The sequence below is a fragment of the Maricaulis parjimensis genome (assembly GCF_016817355.1).
GTDB classification, from domain to species: Bacteria; Pseudomonadota; Alphaproteobacteria; order Caulobacterales; family Maricaulaceae; genus Maricaulis; species Maricaulis parjimensis.
Genome location: NZ_JADOTT010000007.1, coordinates 94897 through 117490, shown reverse-complemented (window position 1 = coordinate 117490; position 22594 = coordinate 94897). Strand labels below are relative to the sequence as shown.

General features: G+C 61.8%; 17 protein-coding genes. 11 read left to right on the top strand and 6 right to left on the bottom strand.

Annotated elements, in window-relative coordinates; translation table 11 throughout:
• The first annotated feature begins 60 nt into the window (after positions 1-60).
• Positions 61-858 (top strand): histidinol-phosphatase, encoded by a 798-nt coding sequence (gene hisN / locus I0K07_RS12500; protein WP_203293924.1) that lies wholly within the window; start codon positions 61-63, stop codon positions 856-858.
• On the opposite strand, the gene I0K07_RS12495 is transcribed toward hisN, so the two are convergent.
• Positions 855-1514 (bottom strand): hypothetical protein, encoded by a 660-nt coding sequence (locus tag I0K07_RS12495; RefSeq protein WP_203293922.1) that lies wholly within the window; start codon positions 1512-1514, stop codon positions 855-857. The genes hisN and I0K07_RS12495 overlap by 4 nt on opposite strands.
• Complete coding sequence (locus I0K07_RS12490) at positions 1511-2422, bottom strand: class I SAM-dependent methyltransferase (protein ID WP_203293920.1); 912 nt, start codon at positions 2420-2422, stop codon at positions 1511-1513. The genes I0K07_RS12495 and I0K07_RS12490 overlap by 4 nt, the downstream gene beginning before the upstream one ends.
• A gap of 221 nt (positions 2423-2643) precedes the next feature.
• Here I0K07_RS12490 and I0K07_RS12485 point away from each other — a divergent pair, with 221 nt between their 5' ends.
• Positions 2644-3120 carry an Hsp20 family protein gene (locus I0K07_RS12485; RefSeq protein ID WP_203293918.1) on the top strand — a complete coding sequence of 159 codons (477 nt, stop codon included), beginning with the start codon at positions 2644-2646 and terminating at the stop codon, positions 3118-3120.
• A gap of 86 nt (positions 3121-3206) precedes the next feature.
• Here I0K07_RS12485 and I0K07_RS12480 read toward each other — a convergent pair whose 3' ends face one another.
• From I0K07_RS12480 to gpmA, 3 genes are read right to left on the bottom strand one after another with little or no spacing between them, the layout of a single operon-like run.
• The gene (locus I0K07_RS12480) at positions 3207-4508 is read right to left on the bottom strand and encodes a pentapeptide repeat-containing protein (RefSeq protein WP_203293916.1); all 1302 of its coding nucleotides are present in this window, start codon (positions 4506-4508) and stop codon (positions 3207-3209) included.
• Between the two features lie 50 nt (positions 4509-4558).
• On the bottom strand, positions 4559-5212 hold the full coding sequence (gene ribD / locus I0K07_RS12475) for a bifunctional diaminohydroxyphosphoribosylaminopyrimidine deaminase/5-amino-6-(5-phosphoribosylamino)uracil reductase RibD (RefSeq protein WP_203293914.1): 654 nt from the start codon (positions 5210-5212) through the stop codon (positions 4559-4561).
• A gap of 3 nt (positions 5213-5215) precedes the next feature.
• Complete coding sequence (gene gpmA / locus I0K07_RS12470) at positions 5216-5941, bottom strand: 2,3-diphosphoglycerate-dependent phosphoglycerate mutase (protein ID WP_203293912.1); 726 nt, start codon at positions 5939-5941, stop codon at positions 5216-5218.
• Between the two features lie 435 nt (positions 5942-6376).
• On the opposite strand from gpmA, the gene I0K07_RS12465 reads away from it, so the two are divergent.
• The 7 genes from I0K07_RS12465 (at position 6377) to I0K07_RS12435 (ending at position 18401) form a co-directional block, all read left to right on the top strand.
• Positions 6377-7345, top strand: a complete 969-nt coding sequence (locus I0K07_RS12465) for a KpsF/GutQ family sugar-phosphate isomerase (protein WP_203293911.1) — start codon at positions 6377-6379, stop codon at positions 7343-7345.
• A 143-nt stretch (positions 7346-7488) separates the two neighbouring features.
• Positions 7489-9183, top strand: coding sequence for a type I secretion system permease/ATPase (locus I0K07_RS12460; RefSeq protein WP_203293909.1), 1695 nt, complete (start codon positions 7489-7491; stop codon positions 9181-9183).
• Positions 9180-10502: an HlyD family type I secretion periplasmic adaptor subunit gene (locus I0K07_RS12455; protein ID WP_203293907.1), complete on the top strand. Its 1323-nt coding sequence runs from the start codon at positions 9180-9182 to the stop codon at positions 10500-10502. Before I0K07_RS12460 ends, I0K07_RS12455 begins: the two co-directional genes overlap by 4 nt.
• A gap of 9 nt (positions 10503-10511) precedes the next feature.
• Positions 10512-11810, top strand: a complete 1299-nt coding sequence (locus tag I0K07_RS12450) for a TolC family protein (RefSeq protein WP_203293905.1) — start codon at positions 10512-10514, stop codon at positions 11808-11810.
• Positions 11811-11939: 129 nt separating this feature from the next.
• The gene (locus I0K07_RS12445) at positions 11940-16163 is read left to right on the top strand and encodes a cadherin domain-containing protein (protein ID WP_203293903.1); all 4224 of its coding nucleotides are present in this window, start codon (positions 11940-11942) and stop codon (positions 16161-16163) included.
• Between the two features lie 129 nt (positions 16164-16292).
• Positions 16293-17264: a UDP-glucose 4-epimerase GalE gene (galE, locus tag I0K07_RS12440; RefSeq protein WP_203293901.1), complete on the top strand. Its 972-nt coding sequence runs from the start codon at positions 16293-16295 to the stop codon at positions 17262-17264.
• Positions 17265-17429: 165 nt separating this feature from the next.
• Complete coding sequence (locus I0K07_RS12435) at positions 17430-18401, top strand: NAD-dependent epimerase/dehydratase family protein (protein WP_203293899.1); 972 nt, start codon at positions 17430-17432, stop codon at positions 18399-18401.
• 11 nt (positions 18402-18412) lie between these two features.
• Here the strand turns inward: I0K07_RS12435 and galU are convergent, their stop codons facing one another.
• Positions 18413-19285 carry a UTP--glucose-1-phosphate uridylyltransferase GalU gene (gene galU / locus I0K07_RS12430; RefSeq protein ID WP_203293897.1) on the bottom strand — a complete coding sequence of 291 codons (873 nt, stop codon included), beginning with the start codon at positions 19283-19285 and terminating at the stop codon, positions 18413-18415.
• A gap of 303 nt (positions 19286-19588) precedes the next feature.
• Here galU and I0K07_RS12425 point away from each other — a divergent pair, with 303 nt between their 5' ends.
• A complete protein-coding gene (locus tag I0K07_RS12425; protein WP_203293895.1) occupies positions 19589-20893 on the top strand; it encodes a UDP-glucose dehydrogenase family protein in 1305 nt (434 codons plus the stop codon).
• 94 nt (positions 20894-20987) lie between these two features.
• A complete protein-coding gene (locus I0K07_RS12420; RefSeq protein ID WP_203293893.1) occupies positions 20988-22514 on the top strand; it encodes a phosphomannomutase/phosphoglucomutase in 1527 nt (508 codons plus the stop codon).
• Positions 22515-22594 lie beyond the last annotated feature (80 nt).

Here is a 22594-nt window from a genome sequence, read left to right as displayed (position 1 = left end):
GGACGAATGACGTAACAAGGCGTCTGGCAAGGCCTGTCCGGTCATGCTAGGCGCCTTGTCATGACCCGATATGACCTGTCCGACGATCTGAAACTGGCCCACGCCCTGGCCGATGCGGCCCGCGCAGCGATCCGGCCCTTTTTCCGGACAGGCACATCCATCGACAACAAGCTGGAAACCGGCTTCGACCCGGTCACGGCAGCGGACCGGGCTTCGGAACAGGCCATGCGCGCCCTTCTGGCCGAACACCGCCCCGAGGACGGCATTGTCGGTGAGGAATTCGGCGATGTGGCAGGCCGGTCCGGCCGCCGCTGGGTGCTGGATCCGATTGATGGAACGCGCGCCTTCATTTCCGGACTGCCCAGCTGGACCGTGCTGATTGCCCTGGAAGTCGAGGACCGCCCGCAGATCGGCATTATCGATCAGCCGCATCTGGGCGAGCGTTTCGCGGGTACGCGTGACGGCACGCGCTTGCACCATGCCGGTACCGTGCGAGACCTAGCCGTCCGCGAGGGCGTCAGTCTGGGCTCCGCCATTCTCAGCTCGACCGATCCCTATCTGTTTGAAGGGGCCGAAGCCGACGCTTTTGCGGCCGTGCGGGAACGCGTGCGCCTGACCCGCTATGGCTTTGATGCCTATGCCTACGCCATGCTGGCGGCGGGCGGGATCGATCTGGTGATCGAGAGCGGCCTGCAGATCTATGATGTCCAGGCCTTCATCCCGGTCATTGAAGGGGCGGGCGGGATTGTCACGAACTGGGACGGCGGTGATCCCAGCCAGGGCGGGCAAGTCGTTGCCGCCGCCAGCCGGGACCTCCTGGAAGCCGCGCTCGAGTGCCTCCGGCCGGCCGCCGTCTAACTGTCAAACAGGATGCGTTCGGGCACGGCGCCCAACTCGATACGGACAATCCGCCGGTTTTCCCGGTCGCGTGGCCGGAACAGGGCACGATCTTCCTGAACGGTGAGCGCATGGCGTTCGCCGGCTTCATCGATCGCCCAGGCGTCCGGGGCCGGGCCGTCGAACTGGAAGATCACCGTCTTGAAATCCGGAGCGAACAGGGCGGCCACGCCCGCTGTGCGGCGCACGGCCCGATTGGCCTGGCTGAGGCCTGTCACAAGATCCTGCCGGGACGGGGACTGCCAGTCCGGTCCGTCATAGGCAAACTGCATCGACATGGACATGGTCCGCCCGGGCTGGTCGGTCCAGATATCCGGATCCGCGTCCAGCGTATCCGCATCCGGCGGATTGGAGATCAGACCGTCCGGCGTTAGATCCAGCCGGACCTCTGCACCGCCCCGTTCATACCACAGGCCGATCTCATCAGCGGCCACGCCAGCCGAGGACTGCACCACATAATCGAGCCGGAAGTGCGACCGGTCTTCTTCCGCCAGTTCCAGATAGGTTGTCCGGTGCGGGAACAGCATGGAGACCGGTCCCGCCAGGCGACCCTCAGCCTCCTGAGCCAGGGCCGAAGCCCCGGTCAGGAGGAGACAGACGGCAATCAGAAGCCTCATTCCTCAACTGTTTCCGGCTTGCGGAACAGAAGCGTCATGCGATCGCTTTCCCCGATGGCATCGATCTGCTCGCGATTGAAACCTTCGGCCCGCGGATCATCCTCGCCCGGCGAACGCCGCGTCGGAGGAAGGGTCCAGACTCCCATCGGATGGTCAGCCGTGTCGGCCGGATTGGCATTGATTTCAGACGCTTCGACAAATTCGAAACCGGCTTCTTCCGCCATGGCGATGACATAGTCCTGCTGGACATAGCCGGAGCCAGCCATCGGGTCTTGTTCACGAGTGGAGGGCAGGCGGTGTTCAACCACGCCCATGATTCCGCCCGGCTTCAGCGCTGTATAGAATTCGGCGAAGGCGCGCTCGGCCGAACCACCCGCCATCCAGTTGTGGATATTGCGGAAGGTCAGGACGGCATCGACGGACCCTGCGGGCACGACCAGGCCGATCTCGGCGTTGAAGTCCGCGATCACCGGTTCGCCATAGGCGGCATTAGCTGCGACACGCTCTTCGAAGCTGGCCCGTGAGCGCTGCCGGTAGGCGCTGGTTGAATTGGCCGGGAAGTGCGCCGCGACATAGGTGCCGCCATTGGCCGAGATCCAGGGCGCCAGAACATCGGAATACCAGCCGCCGCCCGGCCAGATCTCGACGATTGTCGAAGACGGGTCGACGCCGAAGAATTCGAGCGTTTCCGCCGGGTGACGCCAGGCGTCGCGCTCTGCGGCTTCTCCGCGCCATTCGGCGGCCAGCACGGTCGTGATGTCGGAATAGTCCGGAGCCGGTTCGGCTTCGACCATGGTTTCCGGTGCTTCTGCGACCGTGTCTTCAGCCGGTTCCTCTGCCGGATTACCGCAGGCCGACAGGGCCAGAAGCGCACAGGCCGACAGGCCGCTCATCAAAATGGAACGCATGAAAAATGTCTCCCTCAAACCTGCCCCTGTCCTAGCCAAGTGAAAAGATTCACGCAATCGGCACCGGGGGGCTTGCGGAACACATTTGCGCTACCCAACTAGTCGGTACGGGTCGCCGAGATGGGGCCCGCCGAACCGGCTGTGGCCCTTGTGGGACAGCCAATGCAACCCACGCCCGGCTTGCCGGGCCTGTTTGTCGCTCAAGAGAGGATGGACTGACCATGCGTACTGTTGATTTTACCCCGCTCTATCGTTCGATCGTCGGCTTTGACCGTCTGGCGGACATGATGGACTCCGCCACCAAGATCGAGTCCCAGGGCTACCCCCCGTACAATATCCAGCACGTCGACGAGGACGAGTATCTGATCGAACTCGCTGTCGCCGGCTTCGGTGAGGAAGACCTCACCGTGGAAGTCCAGGAAAACGTGCTCACCGTGTCCGGCCGCATTTCCGAGAAGGAAGGCCAGGATGACCGACGTTTCGTGCATCGCGGGATTGCCGAGCGCGCCTTCGAGCGCCGCTTCCATCTCGCGGATCATGTCGAAGTGACCGATGCCGGCCTCAAGAATGGTCTTCTGACCGTCCGGCTCGTGCGTGAGATCCCCGAGGCTGCCAAGCCCAAGCGGATCGCGATCCAGTCCGGCCCGGGCAAGACCAAGGCCAAGCTGATCGAAGGTGGCAAGACCAAAGCCGCCTGATCCCCCGGTCTCTCACGTATCCCTCAAATAAAACTGGCGGCGGACCTTCCGGTTCGCCGCCTTTTTTGTGTTCGGGTATCAGCGCGTCAGGCGGCGTCGAGATCGACCGCGCCATCCAGAGATCCCGCGCTTTCGCGGAATTTTTCGTCGACGCTGGCGCCTGTGAAGCAGGAGCCGTCAAAACCGGCGCGCCGGGCATCGGCTCCGTCCAGGCGCGCATAGGAGAAGTCACCACCCGTGGCCTTGACCTGCCGCAGGTCGGCACCGCGGAAATCGGTATAGCGGGCGCGGACACCGGCCAGCGAGGCGGGGAAGAGCCGGTCACCTTCCAGCAGGAGCGGGCCCAGCTGGCAGTCGCGCAGATCCGCATTCGACAGATTGGCGCCGGTCAGGTCAGCCCCGCGCAGATCGGCGCCGCGCAGCGACACCATGCGCAGATCGGCTTTTTCAAGGCGGGCGCCCTGCAATTGCGCGCCTTCCAGGTCCAGCCCGTAGAGCGTCGCGCCACGGGCATGGAAGGCGGTCAGCGTCTTGCCGGCCAGGGAATTCAGGCCGCGAAGATCGGTCCCGTCGAACAGGGAAGGTTTGCCCTCGGCGCCGTTGGTGTCACACCATTTCACGTGTTCCGCGATCTGGTCGGCAACCGGATTGTCCAGAGTATTGACGTCGATGCCGACCGGCTTGTCGGTCAAGGCACCTTCCGTATTCATCCGGTCCTTCTTCGCCATCATCATCTTGGTGCCCACCAGGACGGTATGCGTGAAGTCGGTATCGGTAAGGTCGGCGCCGGACAGATCGGCCCCTTCCAGGTTCGCGCCCTGGAAGCTGGAACCGCGCAGATTGGCGCGGATCATCCGCGTACCCAGCAGCATGGCGTCGGTGAAATCGGCTTTCTGGGCCGTGATGCCGGCCATTTTCGAACGCGACAGGTTGGCGCCGGTGAAATTGGCGGTGCCGGCATCGTTTTCCTGCGTCTTGTGCGACAGGATCGACAAACCCTTTTCCTTGTCGACCTGGGCGATCGCGCCTTCGCGCATATCGGCCTCGGTCAGGTCGGCACCGGTCAGATTGGCACCGCGCATGATCGCCCCGCGCAGATCGGCGCGGCGCAGGCAGGCACCTTCCAGATTGGCGCGCCGCAGATCGGCGGCAAAGAAGACCGTGCTGTTCAGCGTGCAGCCCGACAGGTTCGCGCCGCGCAGGACAGCGCCGGAGAAATCGGCGTCGGACAGGTCGCGATTGGACAGGTCGAGATTTTCCAGAACGCAGTAGGACAGGGCGGCGCGGGCGCCTCCCGACTGGCCGGACCAGAGGCGTTCATGACGTTCACACACCAGGTCCAGCTGGGCCTGGGTGAGAATCTTGAACTCGATCTTGCGGCCGTGCATCGGCGTGGTCCTGTCGGTGTAAATCAAAGAACCACGGTATAGTCAGAGGGTTAATACTGCGTGTGCCTGCTGTCATGCGGTATGCGCGCGAGGCCCTGTTCCAGCAAGGCTTCCGCGAGCGGCGTTTCCGGCTCGACCCGGACCCGGTTCTTGCCGGCCTGACCCAGTTCGAACAGGCGGCGCTCGACCAGCGCCCCGTCATCCGGGTCCAGCTCGGCGTCATAACCGCGGCGGGCCCGGTCGACATAGACCAGGGGGCGACCGGTCTGCAGGCGATGGAAGAAGCCCTCATAAAGCGCTTCCGCTTCGGTCTGAAACAGGCCCAGTTCCACCGGAATGTCCGCCTCTTCCAGCATGGCAATGCCACGGCCGGCGACTTCGGCAAACTCATCCCGGCAGGCAATCACGACCCGGCTGACGCCCGCATCGATCAGGCCTTTCGCACAGGGCGGCGTCTGCCCGTAATGGGCGCAGGGCTCCAGGGTGACATAGGCCGTGGCGCCGCGGGCGGCATCGCCGGCAGCATCCAGGGCCACGCGTTCGGCATGCGGCCGGCCGCCATCCTGTGTCGCGCCGAGCGCGATCAGATGGCCCTCTTTCACGAGGGCGCAACCGACGGACGGGTTGGGCGCGGTCCGGCCCTGCTGGCTGCGGGCCAGTGACAGGGCCAGGCTCATCCAGCGCAGATCGTCCGTCGCGCCCATGGCTCAGGGCAGGGGCGGCAGAGGCTTGGCCCGGTTCTCATCCAGATAGCGGGCCGAGCGGATGGCCAGGCTGGCATCATCCAGATCGATCAGGAGCGGGTTTCCGGTGGGAACCTCGATGCCCATGATGTCCTCGTCGGATACATCGAAAAGCAGCTTCACCAGGGCGCGCAGGCTGTTGCCATGGGCGGCCACGATCAGGTCTTCACCGGATTTGAGGTGGGGCAGGATTTCGCTGGTCCAATACGGCTCGACGCGATCCAGCGTCAGCTTCAGCGATTCCGCGCCCGGCAGGAGGTCACGCGGGACGGCGGAATAACGCGGATCATTGACCGGGTGGTATTCATGGTCTTCCGGCAGTTCCGGCGGCGGCGTGTCGAAGGAGCGGCGCCAGATGTGCACCTGTTCATCCCCATGCTTGGCGCGGGTCTCATCCTTGTTGAGGCCGGCGAGACCGCCATAGTGACGCTCATTCAGGCGCCAGGACTTGTCTTCCGGGATCCACAGCCGGTCCAGGCCTTCCAGGGCAAAGTGCAGGGTCTTGATCGCGCGCTTGAGAACGGAGGCATAGGCGTGCACCGGCTTGAACCCGGTCTCTGCCAGCAGCGCCCCGGCCCGCTTGGCCTGGGCGACGCCTTCATCCGTCAGATCGACATCCACCCAACCGGTGAAACGGTTCTGCAGATTCCATTCACTCTGCCCGTGTCGGATGAGTGCGAGTTGCGGCATGGCGATTCTCCCCGTCGATCAGTGCGCGAGCGATAGCCCGGCTGGTCGCGCGGGGCAAGCTGGACAGGTCTGGCCGCCTGCACATCCCCTTGAAAAGGGTCGCGCGTCAAAGATTAACGTATCCACCGGTTACGGCTTGTGGTATTAAGCATCCGTTGGAAGTTCCGGGTCAGCGTGCCGAGTGGTTTGCGTCCCAGACTGGACCCACTCATCTGCGCGACCCTGGTCGGACGGGCCATCCTCACCCGGTCAGGTCCCGTCCCCGCATTACGCGGCGCATTTGAATGCCTGGTCCTCTCCGTCCCCCTTTTGGACCACGCAGAATGGCCGCTCTGGCCGCGCACGTCTCTTCCCCGGACGTGCGCGGTTCTGGTATGGGAGCCTCTCCGGACATTTACCCCGCCATTCCAAGCCAAGCCTTCCGAGGACGTCCCCATGCCCGATTTCGATCCTGCCCGCTCCGCACGCCATGTGATCGCGACGGAAGTCGAGGGTTTGGAGGCCCTGCATGCCTCGATCGGTGAGGCATTCAGCGAGACCGTCAACCGGCTGCGCGAGCTGACCGGTCGCGTCATCTGCGCTGGCGTGGGCAAGTCAGGCCATGTGGCGCGCAAGATTGCCGCGACTCTCGCCTCCACCGGCACGCCGGCCTATTACGTCCACCCGACCGAGGCCAGTCATGGTGATCTCGGCATGATCGGGGAGGGCGATGCCGTGCTCGCCCTGTCCAAGTCCGGGGAGACGAAGGAATTGGGCGATTTGATCGCCTATTGCCGCCGTTTCGGCGTTCCGCTGATTGCGATGACCGCCAAGCCGGACAGCACGCTGGCGCGGGCCGGCGACTATCTCCTCGCCATTCCCGATGCGCCGGAAGCCTGCGGCGAGACCCGGGCACCGACAACGTCGACCACTTTGATGATGGCGCTCGGCGATGCCGTCGCTGTCGCCCTGCTGGAGTCCCGCGGTTTCACGGCGTCCGACTTCAAGACCTTCCACCCCGGTGGCGCCCTCGGTGCCGCGCTCGCTTCGGTCGGGGATATCATGCATGCCGGTGATGCCGTTCCGGTGATCAGCCAGGATGCCGCGATGAGTGATGTCCTCATCGAGATGAGCTCGAAGAGTTTCGGCTGTATCGGTCTACTGGAAAGCGATGGCCGTCTCGCCGGCATCATCACGGACGGGGATTTGCGCCGTCACATGGGGGCCGATCTGGTGAACCGTCCGGCGCATGAAATCATGACCCGCAATCCGCGTACCGGCCGGGCTGAAATGCTCGCCGCCGATGCGCTGCGCCAAATGACGGCCGGTGACATTAAAATAAGCCAGCTTTTCATCGTTGATGATGGCAATCGCCCCGTCGGCATCCTGCACCTTCATGACCTGCTGCGCGTCGGCTTGAGTTGATCTGGTAGTGGCCGGAAACGAGTCTGGTGATCCCATTCTCATCCGGTTATGGTTCGCTTCCGCTTGTGATTTGATCCCGCACGCGGTCTTGATCGGACCCTGATTGGGTTGCCTGTGGTTTGGTTTGGCAACCTGGAGTGAGTATGCAGACACCTTTGACCCTGCAGGTGAAACGCCAGCTGAGACCCTTCCTCATGGTCTTGGCCGGTTTTACGCTTGCGTCCAATCTTCTCCTGCTGGTCGCGCCGCTCTACATGCTGCAAGTGTATGACCGCGTTCTGTCTTCCGGCTCCCGGGACACGCTGATCTGGCTTACACTGCTCGCGGTTTTCCTGCTCGGCGTCTATGGCGCCGCGGAAGCCGGCCGCCGCCGTGTCTGTGCCCTCGCCGGCGATGCCCTGGAAGCCCTGCTCGCCCGCCGCGTCTTCACCCGTTTCGAACAGGACCAGCTGGGTCAGGCCTCGCTCAGCCGTGACATGGGCGCCATTGCCCGGATCCGCTCCACCTTGCAGAATGGCGCGGTCCTGCCCTTCATCGACCTGCCCTTCACACCGATTTTCCTGGTCGTGCTCTTCCTCGTGCACCCGGTCATCGGATTTCTCGGCTTGATCGGTGGCGCTCTTGTGTTTGCGGTCGCGTTTGCGGCTGAACTGACAACACGCGAACCCTCCAAGATTTCCCAGTCCGCCCTGCGTCAGGCCACTGATTTTGCAGGGGGTCTGGAACGTCAGCGTTCGGCCATGGTGGCCATGGGACTGATACCGGCCGCTTTCCGGCGCTGGCAGGCGCAGCAGAAAATCGGTCAGGACCTGTCCATGGATGCGGCCCGGTCCGACGGCAAGTTCTCCGCGATTTCGCGCTCGACCCGCCAGATCCTGCAGATCTGTGTTCTGGGCGGCGGCGCGGCCCTGGCCCTGGCCCAGGAAATTTCGCCCGGCTCCATCGTTGCGGCCTCAATCATCCTGGCCCGCACTCTGGGCCCGATCGACCAGATCGTTGGTGGCTGGCGCAATTCCGTGCAGGCCTGGTCGGCCTGGGTTCAGCTGCGCAATGACCTTTCCACCACAGAGGCGGAACCGCGCTACACGCCCATGCCGAAGCCTGCCGCGGATCTGGTTCTGGACCGGCTTTCCGTTGCGGTTCCGGGGTCCGATCACCCGCTCATCCGGCCGTTCTCCTGGTCGGTGAAGGGCGGTCAGATGGTGGCTATTGCCGGGGGCAATGGGGCCGGAAAGACGACCCTCCTGCAGACCCTGTCCGGCGCCTGGCTGCCCGGAGCCGGTCAGGTCAGTCTGGGCGGACGCAATCTGCATGAATGGGCTGCCGCTGATCGCGGCCGCTATGTCGGCTATGTGCCGCAGGATATTGAACTCCTGCCGGCCAGCGTCGCCGAAAATATTGCCCGACTGGACGCCGCCGATGCGGACCGTGTGGTTGAGGCTGCCAAGCGGGCAGGGGCGCATGATGTCATCCTGACCCTGCCGGATGGCTATGACACGCGGGTGGGTCCTGGCGGGGTCCACCTGTCAGCCGGTCAGCGTCAGCTGATTGGTTTGGCGCGGGCGCTGTATGGCGACCCGGTCCTGCTTTTGCTGGATGAACCGACCGCCAATCTCGATTCCGCCGCCGCGCCCCGGCTTGTGTCGACCCTCGTCCAGGCGGTGGAAGGCGACTGTATCGTTCTCGCCGCCACGCATGACCGCCGCCTGATCGAGAAGGCGCAATCCGTACTTCTGGTCCGCAATGGCGAAGTCATGGCGGCCCCATCGGAACAATTCATCAAACTGGCCACCGGGCCCGGCCTGGCAACGGCACCGGGGAAAGGCCCGGCCGCATGAGTGCCGACCTCTCACTCAATAATGTGCCGGCCAACCCGCTGAACGACAAAACCGTTCGGGGCGCAGCGCTGGTCTGCCTGCTGGGTCTGGGCGGGTTCCTGGCCTGGGCCGGCTTGGCGCCTTTGGCAGAAGGCGTCCCGGCGGCCGGTCAGATCGTCGTCGAAAATCATCGCCAGGTCGTGCAGCACCTGGAAGGCGGGATCATCGAGGAATTGCTGGTCCGCGACGGGGATCATGTCGAAGCCGGCCAGGCGCTCCTGACGCTGCAGGAAACCGCATCGCAGGCCGCGCGCAACGAAGTGCTATTTGAAATCGCGGCGCTGACCGCTTCCATCCAGAGGCTAGATGCCTTGCGCAGCGGCGCGGATCAGCCCGACTTTTCAGTTCTGGATGTTTTTGATCTGACCGATGAAGAGCGTGGTGAGGTCATCACCCGCCAGCGCGATCTGTTTGAACAACAGCGTCAAGCCTTCCAGGCCGATATCGCCGTGCTCACCGCACGCCGGGATGGTGCGCGGTCATCCCAGGCCCTGCGGGCCCAACAGATCAGTGTGACCGGCCGCGCCCTGGATGCAGCCCAGGACCAGCTGGCCCTGCTCAATGAACGCTATCAGCGACAGATGGCGCGCCTCGACGAATTGCGGGCTCTGGAGCGCGATGTTGCGGCGCTGGAAGCCGATATCGGGCGCCTGCGCACCGAAGCCCAGGATGCGGCCACGCTGGAACAGGATCTCGACGGGCAGATCGACCAGACCCGGGCGGCGTTCCTGCGTGCCCTGTCGGCGGATCAGCTGGATGTCCGTACCCGGCTCGGCCAGGCTGAAGAACGGCTGGGCGCAGCCCAGGATGTGCTCAACCGGTCCGTGATTCATGCCCCGCAATCGGGTGAAGTGCTCAACCTCAATTTCACCACGCGAGGCGGGGTGGTCCGTCCCGGGGAAGCCATTCTGGAAATCGTCCCCGATGCGGGCCAGATGACCGCTTCGGTCCGTATCCAGCCGGCGGATCGGGCCGCCGTATATGAAGGCCAGGCCGTGCGAACGCGTCTGACAGCTTACAAGAGCTGGATGACGCCGCGGCTGGATGGTGAGGTGGTTTCGGTCTCGGCCGATCTCAAGACGGATCCCGTGACCGGCGCTTCCTATTATGAGGTCCGGGTTCTGATCCCGGCAGAGCAGGCTGAACGCCTGGGCGATCTCGACGTTATCCCGGGCATGCCGGTCGAGGTCTTCATTTTCTCCGGCACAAGCCGGACGACGCTGGATTACCTGTTCGAGCCGATCAGTGAGTCCCTCTTCCGTGGCGCACGGACGGGGTAGGGGATGGTGATGTTGAAAACCCTCCCGGCCGCATGTGTGGCCCTGACCCTGGGCGTGGCCGGCAGTGAAGTCCTGGCTCAGTCGGGACCGCATTGCCTGGCACTGGATGATGCCATGGGTCTCGCCGCCGCGCGGGCGCCGGAAGTGGCGGGGGCACAGGCCCGGCTGGCGGAAGCCGAGGCGGAGGCCGTTGCGGCCCGCTCCCTGCGCCGGCCCCAGGTCTCTACTTTCGGCCGCAGCAGTGTCGGCGATACCGGTCTGACGACCAGCCAGATCGAGAACCAGCTCGGCTTGCAGGTGTCCCAGCGACTGTATGATTTCGGGGATGCCCGGCTGGCAATTGCCGCCGCACAGAACCAGGTTGAACAGCGTGGTCACGAGATTTCCGCGCAGCAGGCCGCTTCCGCGCAAATGCTGGCCGATGCCTATCTCACCCGGCTCGAAACCCTGGCCGTGATCGATGTCGTGTCGGAGCGCCGCGATTACTTTGCCCGGCAACGGGATGCGGTGGCGGCTCTCCTCACCCAGGGTGGGGCGACCCGGGCCGACCGCGCCCAGATCGAGGCGCAATTGGCGAATGCCGAGGCCGACGCTCTGGAGCTTGAGTTCCTGGCCGACCAGGCCGCCACGCGAATCCGGGAATATGCCGGCGAACCGGTCGGAGAGCTCTGTGGGCATGAAGGGGCCGCCAATGACCTGTCATCGCGGCTGACCGGGCTGGAGACGCTGGACGCCCTAGTTCAGTCGGCTCTGTCCGACAACCCGCTTATCAGCGCCCGCACCAGTGCCATCCGCGCGCTGGAGGCCCGTCTGGACCGGGCCCGACGCAACCGGCTGCCGGTGATCGAGGCGGTGGGGATCGCTTCCTATGTCTATGATGACCAGCGTGAAGACTGGGAGGGCCGGGATCGTCTGGGCGTGGATGTTTCCGTACCGCTCTACAGCGGTCGGGCCCTGTCGGCCGAGCGCGACCAGGCCGCCGCTCAGCTGGCTTTTGAGCAAAGTGCTTTGCGAACGCTTCAGCGTGAAACGCGCGAGGAAGCGGAAATCGCGTTCCGTCGCGCTATTTCACTGGAAGCGCAACTGGTTCGGCGGGAGATTGTTGCCGACAGCCAGGCGGAATATTTCGAGGCGATCACCGGAGAGTTCCAGTACGGGTTGGGGACCCTGCCGGATCTGGTCGACGCCCGGCTGGCCTATGAACGTGCTCAGATCGATGTGATCTCGGCCCGTTTTGACTGGCTGCGACAGAAACTGGAATTGCTGCGCCTGACCGGGCGCATGCCGACTTCTGCCACTGCGGACTGATCCGCAGCCGGCAGACGAGACTGACCGCGGCAAAGGAGACGGCCGCACGGATCAACAAGCAGGCCGGGACAAGGCTTGCGCCGCGCCGGACGTGAGTACACCGGCGCACCACCGCAGAAGGGGATCGACATGACCATCCAGAAGAAAACGGATCGGCGTAATGCCTCCAGCACAGCCCTGCTCGGGGGCGCCATGGCGCTGGGCGGCATGGCCTTTATGGCCGGCCAGGCTCAGGCCCAGGGCGGTGGCATCCCGGACGGCTATAGTGCGGCCAATGATCAGCCGAATGTGTCCAGTGTTGAACGCCTCGCAGATGGCGGCGCGCGGGTCACGCTGAGCGATGGGCGTGTGATTGACTTCGCGGCGAGCGATGTCGCGATCGTGGATGGCTATGTCTATATCGCCGACAGCGCCCTCGCCGGTGCCGACTTTGCGATCGCAGGCGCTGCCGGTGGCGCCGGCGGCGGTGCGATGCTCGGAGGCCTGGGAGCTCTGGGTCTGCTGGGCGCGGCTGCCGGTGGCGGTGGCGGCGGCTCCACGCCGACCCCAACCCCGACGCCGAATAGTGCCCCGGTATTTACCTCGGCAACGACGGCTAGTGTGGATGAAAACACGGCGGGCACCGTCTACACGGCGACGGCCACAGACGCGGACAATAACACGCTGAGTTATTCCATTGTTGGAGGCGCTGATCAGTCGGCCTTCTCGATCAACAGCTCGACGGGCGCGGTGACCTTCAACACGACGCCTGATTTCGAGAATCCAGCGGACGCCAATTCCGACAATGCCTATGAAGTCACCATCCGGGTTTCTGACGGGACGACGTCGGTTGACCAGACCGTCACCATCACCGTCGACGATGTGAACGAAGCGCCGGCACTCACGTCCGGAACGACTGCATCACAGGAAGAGGGAGCGACCGGTGTTGTCTACACCGTGACGGCGACCGACCCGGAAGGCGATCCGCTGACTTACAGCCTGTCAGGCGATGATGCTGCCCAGTTCACAATCGACGCGAACACGGGCGAAGTCAGTTTTGCGGCAACGCCGGATTTTGATGCCCCAACTGACGCCAATTCCGACAATGTCTACGACATCACAGTCACGGCCAGCGATGGTACGAACTCGACCAGTCAAAGCGTTTCAATCACCGTGACCGAGCTCAATGAGTTCGCGCCGGAAATGGGACCGGCCCAGATTTCGATCGACCATCAGGAAGGAACGGACTGGGTCGACAGTTTCGATCCGCCGGAAACCGATGGCGATGGAACCGAGATCACCTACACCATTATTGGTGGTGCTGATGCCAGTTTGTTTGCGTATGACAACTTCAGTGACCGGTTGGTTTTCATCGATACGCCGGACTTCGAAAGCCCGGGCGACGCTAATAGCGACAATGTCTATGAAGTGATCATCCAAGGCAGTGATGGTGAGCTGACCGATCAACAAACCGTCCTCATCACGGTCACGGACCGGAATGATGCGCCGGTCCTGACATCCAACACGACATTTTCAGTCGCTGAGAATTCCACCGTTGCTGCAAATTTGACGGCCACGGACCCGGAAAACGACAGTCTGACCTGGTCGATCAACAGTTCGCTCGACAGCGCGCTTTTCACGATCGATGCGAATACTGGACAGCTCAGCTTCGTCACACCGCCGGATTTTGAGAATCCGTCTGATTCCGACAGCGACAACGAGTACTTCGTGTCTGTCACCGTGACTGACGGTACCAGCAATATTTCTACTCCGGTGATCATCACTGTCACCAATGTGAATGAGTTTGCCCCCGCCTTCACATCTGACATGACGGTCAATGTCGCTGAAAACACGACGGGAGTGGCTTACACCGCTGTTGCAACCGACGGCGATAATGACACTTTGACTTACTCTATTGTGGGCGGTTCCGACGCCTCTGACTTCACAATCGACGCGGCAACGGGTGAAGTTCGTTTTGCGGCTTTGCCAGATTTTGAAAATCCGGCCGATGCGAATTCTGACAATATTTATGACATCGTGATTCGGGCCAGTGATGGCAGTCAGACCACGGACATCAATGTCGCTCTGACGGTCACGGACCAAGCGGAGACGGGTGCGCCAACCTTCCAGTCGGCCCCGACCGGTAATGTTTCCGAAAATCAGACATCAGCTTATGTCATCAGCGCTATTGATGGTGAGGGTGATGACATCACTTACTCCATCTCCGGTACGGATGCCGGCCTGTTCACGGTGGATAGTGAGACCGGTGAAGTCAGCTTCCTGACCGCACCGGATTTCGAAACCCCTTCGGACAGTGGCGGCAATAATGTCTATGACATCACCGTTACGGCCTCGGATGGCACAAATTCCAACAGCCAGGATGTGGCGATCACGGTTTCGGACATCACCGATGAGGCTGGCGATGTGCCGAACAACAACACAACGCAAGTCCATATGGTGTCCGGCGGCAGCTATGTCGGCAATCTGGAAACGCCGGGCGATGAGGACTGGATCCGCATCGAACTCGTGGAAGGCCAACGCTACCAGTTCGACCTGACGGGTACCGGGTCTGAACCGGTCGAGGACACCTATATCCGTCTCTATGACTCGGCGGGCAATCTGATCGCCGAGAATGACGATATCGATCTCGGCGTCGTTCGGGATTCCCGTCTTGGCTACACGGCGGGTGAAACGGGAACCTATTATATCGAGGTGGACAGCTGGGATGGTGGCTCGGATGACGAGCGGACCGGCGAGTACACGCTGGACGTCTCGCATACCGACCCGCTGCGGAACTATTCCTACCAGGAAATCGCCGATTATCTGCGGTCCGGTTTCGGCGGGGCCCAGTTCAACGCTTCTTCGGGCGATACGATCACCGTAAATATCACGGCCCTGACGGCGGATGGCCAGACCCTGGCTCGCGCCGCTCTTCAGGTCTGGTCCGATGTGACGGGCCTGATCTTCCAGGAAGTGGCGACCGACGGTGCCCAGATCACGTTTGATGATGATGAGGAAGGCGCTTTCGCGGGCCCGAATGGCACGTCGGGCGGTTTCATCACATCGGCCAGCGTGAATGTTGGTACCGAGTGGCTGGATACCTATGGCACCACGCTCGATACCTATTCCTTCCAGACCTATATCCACGAAATCGGCCACGCGCTCGGCCTGGGCCATGCCGGCCCCTATGACGGCTCCGCCGACTACGGGATCGACAACATCTATCTGAACGATAGCTGGCAGGCGACGGTGATGTCCTACTTCTCGCAGAATGAGAATACGGAGATCAGCGCATCCACCGCCTTCGTTGCGGGTTTGCAGGTGGCGGACATTATCGCGGCACGGGACATGTACGGCCTGTCGACCACAACCCGCTCCGGCGACACGACCTATGGCTTCAACTCGAATGCCGGACGGACCGTGTATGACGCCACGAACGGCTTCTCGAATGCGACCAGCTTCACGATCTTTGATGCGGGCGGCACGGACACGTTCGACTATTCCGGTACAAGCGCCACCCAGACCATTGATCTGCGCGAAGAGGCCTTTTCCAGTGTTCTGGGCCTGACCGGCAATGTGGGCATTGCCAATGGCACGGTCATCGAGAATGCGATCGGCGGTTCCGGCAATGACACGCTGATCGGCAATGATGCTGACAACGTGCTGACCGGCAATGCGGGCAATGACCGCTTCTTCGCATCGGGCGGTACGGACACGTTCGATGGCGGTGCAGGCACCGACACGGCCTATTTCTCCGGCGCGTCGTCCGACTATACCGTCACCACGAGTGGCGGCAGCACTTTCGTGACGGATAACCGTGCGGGATCGCCGGACGGGACCGTCGAACTCATCGGTGTCGAGAACATCGTCTACGACGCCGATGATACCTTCCCGGAATTCTTCGGGGATGCCGGCCCTCAAAGCAGTGGCGAGCCGCTGGACCTGTCCAAACTGCCCGCGGCCGGCACGGATTATCCGGTCATGTCGCCATTGACGCAGGATGTCGTTACGCACGCCGTCCAGAGTGCAGCCGGTGCCAAGTCTGATCGTCCGGTCATGGAATCCCTGAGTGAGAATGACCATACCGACCTGTCCTTGATGCTGATCAAGCATTCCGAGGAAGACGGAACCCTGCCGCATCTCGATCAGGAAGTCCTGGATGCCGTGGTGCGGATGGATGCCGTTTCTGTCGAGCAAATCGCCTGGAACCGGGCCGATCTACCGGGTCTGGTGTCTCTGTCACAGGCGGGTGATGCCCTGCCGGGCCAGCCTGCCGATATGCCCCAGCATGCGGGCATCTGGTATGACGGCTCGCTGGTTGACGATGAGAGCCTCGTCTTCGTGGCGCCGAGCATCGACGACACCTGGAGCTGATTTGGACCAGACAGGCTGTCGCCAATTACGGCTACAGCCTGTCTCGTTTAGCATTTCCAGTTATTGCATGTCTGGAAGAGCGAATGATTGGGAACGGCTAACAGAGAGACGGGTGATTGAGGGGGAAGCATGCGTGTATTGATCGTCGGAGGGGCCGGCTATATTGGCTCGCACGTTTGTAAGGCTCTGGCTCAACGCGGCGATGAGCCTGTGGTGTTCGACAATCTCTCCCGTGGGCATCGTCACGCCGTTCGTTGGGGGCCATTGTTCGAAGGCGATATCCGGCAGGCTCGGGATCTGGACGCAGTTTTTACCCAATACCGCCCGGCGGCTGTCATGCACTTTGCTGCTAATATCGAGGTGGGTGAAGGGCAAAGGGAGCCGCTTGCCTTCTGGGATAACAATGTTGCTGGTGTCGTAAGCCTGTTGGGTGCCATGAAACGTGCTGCCTGCGAGGTTCTGGTATTCTCGTCCACCTGTGCCACCTATGGAACGCCCCAATCCTTGCCCTTGACCGAGGATGAGCCCCAGACACCAATCAATGTCTATGGCCGCACCAAGCTGGCTGTGGAGCAATTGCTGGCTGACATCGCCAGCGCCGAAGCGTTTCGGTACGCCGCCCTTCGCTATTTCAATGCGTCCGGAGCCAGTCCGGACGGCGAGATCGGTGAGGAACACGACCCAGAGACCCATCTGATCCCGAATGCGCTCAAGGCGGCGGCGGGAAGAGGCGGGCCTATGAAGTTGTTCGGCGTGGATTACGATACGTCAGACGGAACCTGTGAACGCGACTTCATCCACGTGATGGACTTGGCCAATGCCCATCTAGCAGCGCTCGACCGGCTTCAGGACGGCGCCCACAGCTTCGTATGCAATGTGGGTACTGGAACTGGTTACTCGGTCAAGGCAGTCCTTGACGCCGTGGAGGCTGTGACGGGCCTTCCAGTTCCTTATGAAATCCATGATCGGCGACCGGGCGACCCACCGAGGCTATATGCCGATGTTGAAAGATCAAGAGATCTCTTAGGGTTCCGGCCAGAGCGTTCTGATTTACATTCTATCGTTCAGGACGCTTGGAATTTCTATAAGCGCATTTGGTAGCTAGCAGCGTTTCTGAGGTCGTACACGAGTACTAGACTGTGTGGAAACCGTGTTTGTGGGCGAAACATGGCCGTTCTCGTGATTGGACTGTTGAAATTCGTCTCGAACTCGGTGAATTGGTCTATTAAGTCGTTCTGACAGTAAAGTGGGTATGGGAGGTGCGTCTTGACCGTCTTGGTCACCGGTGCAGCCGGTTTTGTGGGGTTCCATTCGAGTTTGAGTTTGCTCAAATCTGGGGAATCGGTCGTTGGGTTGGACAATCTCAACGACTATTATGACCCTGCTCTCAAGCAGGCTCGGCTGAGCGTTCTTTCAGAGTACCCCAACTTCAGTTTTCACCGGCTTGACCTTGCCGAGCACGAAGCCGTTATGGATCTTTGCCTTGCAGAGCGTCCGGGCAGAATTCTGCATTTGGCTGCGCAAGCTGGTGTGCGCTATTCGCTGGAAAACCCGTTTGCGTACGCGCGTTCCAATCTGGTTGGCTTCCTAGCGGTTCTGGAAGCGGCGCGAGCCTTAGGAACGGACCTCAAGCATCTGGTCTATGCTTCATCAAGCTCTGTTTATGGGGAGCGCTCAGCCGTTCCCTTTAGCGAGGATGATGCCGCAGAAACACCAGCATCTCTATATGCCGCGACCAAACGAGCTGACGAGCTCATGACCGCATCATATTGCTCGCTTTTTGGTGTGCCGGCGACAGGTTTGCGGTTCTTCACTGTCTATGGACCTTGGGGGCGACCAGACATGGCATATTGGCTCTTTGCGGATGCCATGCTTGAGGGGCGCCCTATCAAGGTTTTCAATAATGGGGAAATGGAACGGGACTTCACCTATGTGGACGACATTGTCGAACCGCTTTGCCGAATCTTAAATGACTGTCCTGAGCGCGGGCGTCACGCCGTCTACAATATCGGCGGCTCGTCCCCGGTTCGACTGATGGACATGATCGAGACGCTGGAAAATGCGCTGGGCTGCACGGCTGAAAAGCAGATGCTGCCCATGCAGCCCGGTGATGTGACACGCACCTTCGCCGATACGACCCGTCTGCAGACCGACTACGGCTATGCGCCCCAAATCCCGATCGAAATGGGGCTCAAGCGTTTTGCGGACTGGTATCGCGAGTGGCGCAAGCGCGACTAGCCGGTGAGCGCCTAGGCGGCGAACTCACCGTCCAGCAGCGCGCGGGCTCCGGCACCGTGCTCGGCGTCAGCGAGTGCATAGGCGATATTGGCACGCAGATAGCCCAGCTTGCTGCCGCAATCATAGGACTGTCCCGCATACTCCACGGCGTAGAACTCGTCCGTCGCCATAAGGCGGGCCATGGCGTCCGTCAGCTGGATTTCGCCACCGGCTCCAGCGGCCTGATCGGCCAGATAGTCGAAAATCTTGCCCTGCAGGATATAGCGGCCGGTGATGGCGAGGTTTGACGGGGCTTCGTCCACCGGCGGCTTTTCGACCATGCCATTCATACGGATCCGGTTACCGGAACGCTCAGCCGGATCGATCACGCCATATTTGTTCACTTCCGCTTCCGGGACCGGCTCGACGGCAATGATATTGCTGCCGGTTTCTTCATAGGCGGCGACCATCTGGGCCAGGCAGCTCGGTTCGGCTTTCACCAGAACGTCAGGAAGCAGGATCGCGAAGGGTTCGTCGCCGATGATGTCGCGCGCGCACCAGATCGCATGTCCCAGGCCGAGGGGAGCCTGTTGGCGCACAAAGCTCATCGAGCCAGCCACCGGGCAAGTCGCCTGAACTGCTTCGAGGATTTCGGTCTTGTTCTTGGCAGCGAGGGAGGTTTCCAGCTCATAGGCCGTATCGAAATAATCCTCGATGGCGCCCTTGTTTCGGCCGGTGACAAAGACGATGTGCTCGATCCCCGCAGCCAGCGCCTCATCCACGACGTACTGGATGGCCGGGCGATCAAAGACCGGCAGCATTTCCTTCGGGATGGTCTTGGTTGCCGGCAGGACCCGAGTGCCAAAACCGGCCACGGGCAAAACGGCCTTGCGGATGGGCTTCATCCCTGTTCCCCCTTGATGAACGTAGCGTTGGCTAACGTATCGGCTCATCCTCGTCCAGATCAACGTGTCACTTCCACATCCACTGGCTTCTCGAGCGCGACCGGGGCGTGTTTGCGTGGCGTTTTCGCCCGTGATGGCGTGCTTTCCGCGCGAGGTTGCAGCCCGAGACCGGAAGCCGGTTTGCCGGGGCAGACAAATCGCCCCGCCCTTCCATCGAAAATGTCGCTGAACCTTATCCAGCAGAGCCCTTGCGTGGGGCTCTCTACTCGGCGATACCGTGGTTATCGAACAAAGGGGTCTTCCATGCGGGTTACAATGATTGGCACGGGGTATGTCGGGCTGGTGTCTGGCGCCTGTTTCGCTGATTTCGGTCACGAAGTGGTCTGTGTCGACAAGGACGCGTCTAAAATCGAGACGCTGAACGAAGGCGGGATCCCGATTTACGAGCCGGGTCTGGACCTTCTCGTGGAACGCAATGTCCGCGAAGGCCGTCTGAGCTTTACGCTCGACCTGGAAGAAGCCGTCCGCACTGCCGATGCTGTTTTCATCGCCGTCGGGACGCCGTCCCGGCGTGGCGATGGCTATGCCGATCTCAGCTATGTCCATGCCGCCGCCAAGGAAGTCGCCGAAGTCATGGACGGCTATACCGTGGTCGTGAACAAGTCGACGGTGCCGGTGGGCACGGGTGATGACGTGGAACGCATCATCGCCGAGACCCGTCCGGATGCTGAATTTGCCGTTGTGTCGAACCCGGAATTCCTGCGTGAAGGCGCTGCAATCGAGGACTTCAAGCGTCCCGACCGTGTCGTCGTCGGCACTGATGATGAGCGCGCCCGCGCGGTGATGCGCGAACTCTACCGCCCGCTCTATCTGAACGAGACCCCGATCCTGTTCACGGCGCGCCGCACGTCCGAACTGATCAAGTATGCCGCGAATGCCTTCCTCGCGATGAAGATCACCTTCATCAACGAGATCGCCGATCTGTGCGAAAAGGTGGGTGCCAACGTCCAGGAAGTTGCCCGCGGTGTCGGCCTGGACAACCGGATCGGCGGCAAATTCCTCCATGCCGGACCGGGCTATGGCGGATCCTGCTTCCCGAAGGACACGCTGGCCCTGACCCGCACCGCCCAGGATGCCGGAACGCCGCTGCGCCTGATCGAAACCACGGTCCAAGTGAATGATTCTCGCAAGAAGGCGATGGCCGACAAGGTGATCGAGGCCTGTGGTGGTGATGTGTCCGGCAAGCAGGTTGCCGTGCTCGGCGTGACCTTCAAGCCGAATACCGATGACATGCGTGACGCGCCCAGCCTGGAAATCATCCCGGCCCTGCAGGCGGCGGGTGCGAAGATCCGGGCTTTTGACCCGGCCGGTACGGTTGAAGCCGAGAAGCTCCTGGACAATGTCGACTTCGTGTCCGGTCCCTATATCTGTGCCGACGGCGCGGATGTGCTGGTGATCATCACGGAATGGAATGAATTCCGGGCCCTCGACCTGAAGCGTCTCAAGGAAACCATGAAGGCGCCCATCCTGGTCGATCTGCGCAACATCTATAATCCGGACGAGGCCAAAGCGGCCGGCCTGACCTATACGAGCGTCGGTCGTCCGTAAGGCATGAAGGCCCGGTCTTCCCGGTTGGGGAGATTGGGCTTGCGCCCATGCCGTAATGCAATATCACAGGTCCGTTGGCCTGAAGGGGGATGAGATGGCGACGAAACCGCATGCATCACTGCAACCGAACAGCTGGGCGTTCGAGAACGAACCCCTGATCAAGCCGACGGGTTTTCGCGAATATGATGCGCGCTGGTGGTTCGGTCATCCCGGTTCGGACGTGGCGCCGGATCTCAATCTCTACGGCGTCCAGGCCTTGGGCATGGGGCTGGGCACGCTGATCCATGAATTGGGCGTCGAACCGAAGATTGTCGTCGGTCACGATTTCCGCGGCTATTCGCTCAGCGTGAAACAGGCCCTGGAAGTCGGCTTGATGGCGGCAGGCATCGAAGTTCACGATATCGGCCTCGCCCTGTCCCCGGTTGCCTATTTTGCCCAGTTCGATCTGGACATTCCCTGCGTGGCCATGGTGACGGCCAGCCATAATTCGAATGGTTGGACCGGCGTGAAAATGGGTGCGCACCGTCCGCTGACCTTCGGTCCGGACGAGATGAGCCGTCTCAAGGAAATTGTCCTCAATGGTGAGGGTATTGCCCGGTCTGGCGGTGGTTATGTCCGCCAGGACGGCGTCTCCAAACGCTATATGGACGATGTCGCAGAAGGCGTGTCGATCAAGCGTCCGCTGAAAGTTGTGGCCGCGTGCGGCAATGGCACGGCCGGTGCCTATGCGCCGCAGGTTCTGCGCGCCATGGGTGTCGACGTGATCGAAATGGATTGCGAACTCGACCACACCTTCCCGCGCTACAATCCCAATCCGGAAGACATGAAAATGCTTCACGCCATCCGCGATGCCGTGCTGGAGCATGGCGCCGATGTCGGCCTGGGCTTTGATGGTGACGGCGACCGTTGCGGTGTGATCGACAATGAGGGCGAGGAAATCTTCGCCGACAAAATCGGCCTGATGCTGGCGCGCGATCTCGCGCCGCTTCACCCGGGTTCCACCTTCGTGGTCGACGTGAAATCGACCGGGCTTTTCTCGATTGATCCCAAGCTCCAGGAGCATGGCTGCAAGACCGATTACTTCAAGACCGGCCATTCCTACATCAAGCGCCGCTCCAAGGAGCTGGACGCGCTGGCTGGCTTCGAGAAGTCCGGGCACTTCTTCCTGCAGCCGCCGATCGGCCGAGGCTATGATGATGGTCTGGTCGCCGCGCGGGCTGTGCTGCAGATGCTTGATCGCAATCCGGACAAGTCGATGGCCGATCTGCGCCGGGACCTGCCGGTCAGCTTCGGCTCGCCGACCATGTCGCCCAAGTGCGATGACGACAAGAAATATGGCGTGGTGGACCGGATCGTCGCCGAGTTCGAAGCCAAGAAGGCGTCGGGTGAAGCGGTTGCCGGCCGTCCCATCATCGATGTGAACACGGTCAATGGCGTGCGCTTCACGCTTGAGGGCGGTGCCTGGGGCCTGGTTCGCGCCAGCTCCAACACGCCCAACCTCGTGGTCGTCGTTGAAAGCCCGGACAGCCATGAAGACGTCGTCTCGGTGTTCCAGGCCATTGAGGCTGTGCTCGACACCTACCCGGAAGTGGGTGAGTTCGACCAGAAGCTATCGTCTTAACTGCAACTGCTTTGGAGAACCTTTCCATGGAGACTGACCATTGGGTCAGGACAATTTCGATTGGGGCAGTGAGGCGTTGA

Bases quoted from the DNA above. Each gene is read 5' to 3' on its own strand.
- hisN (WP_203293924.1), top strand. From the start codon at position 61: ATGACCCGATATGACCTGTCCGACGATCTGAAACTGGCCCACGCCCTG.
- I0K07_RS12495 (WP_203293922.1), bottom strand. From the start codon at position 1,514: ATGAGGCTTCTGATTGCCGTCTGTCTCCTCCTGACCGGGGCTTCGGCC.
- I0K07_RS12490 (WP_203293920.1), bottom strand. From the start codon at position 2,422: ATGCGTTCCATTTTGATGAGCGGCCTGTCGGCCTGTGCGCTTCTGGCC.
- I0K07_RS12485 (WP_203293918.1), top strand. From the start codon at position 2,644: ATGCGTACTGTTGATTTTACCCCGCTCTATCGTTCGATCGTCGGCTTT.
- I0K07_RS12480 (WP_203293916.1), bottom strand. From the start codon at position 4,508: ATGCACGGCCGCAAGATCGAGTTCAAGATTCTCACCCAGGCCCAGCTG.
- ribD (WP_203293914.1), bottom strand. From the start codon at position 5,212: ATGGGCGCGACGGACGATCTGCGCTGGATGAGCCTGGCCCTGTCACTG.
- gpmA (WP_203293912.1), bottom strand. From the start codon at position 5,941: ATGCCGCAACTCGCACTCATCCGACACGGGCAGAGTGAATGGAATCTG.
- I0K07_RS12465 (WP_203293911.1), top strand. From the start codon at position 6,377: ATGCCCGATTTCGATCCTGCCCGCTCCGCACGCCATGTGATCGCGACG.
- I0K07_RS12460 (WP_203293909.1), top strand. From the start codon at position 7,489: ATGCAGACACCTTTGACCCTGCAGGTGAAACGCCAGCTGAGACCCTTC.
- I0K07_RS12455 (WP_203293907.1), top strand. From the start codon at position 9,180: ATGAGTGCCGACCTCTCACTCAATAATGTGCCGGCCAACCCGCTGAAC.
- I0K07_RS12450 (WP_203293905.1), top strand. From the start codon at position 10,512: ATGTTGAAAACCCTCCCGGCCGCATGTGTGGCCCTGACCCTGGGCGTG.
- I0K07_RS12445 (WP_203293903.1), top strand. From the start codon at position 11,940: ATGACCATCCAGAAGAAAACGGATCGGCGTAATGCCTCCAGCACAGCC.
- galE (WP_203293901.1), top strand. From the start codon at position 16,293: ATGCGTGTATTGATCGTCGGAGGGGCCGGCTATATTGGCTCGCACGTT.
- galU (WP_203293897.1), bottom strand. From the start codon at position 19,285: ATGAAGCCCATCCGCAAGGCCGTTTTGCCCGTGGCCGGTTTTGGCACT.
- I0K07_RS12425 (WP_203293895.1), top strand. From the start codon at position 19,589: ATGCGGGTTACAATGATTGGCACGGGGTATGTCGGGCTGGTGTCTGGC.
- I0K07_RS12420 (WP_203293893.1), top strand. From the start codon at position 20,988: ATGGCGACGAAACCGCATGCATCACTGCAACCGAACAGCTGGGCGTTC.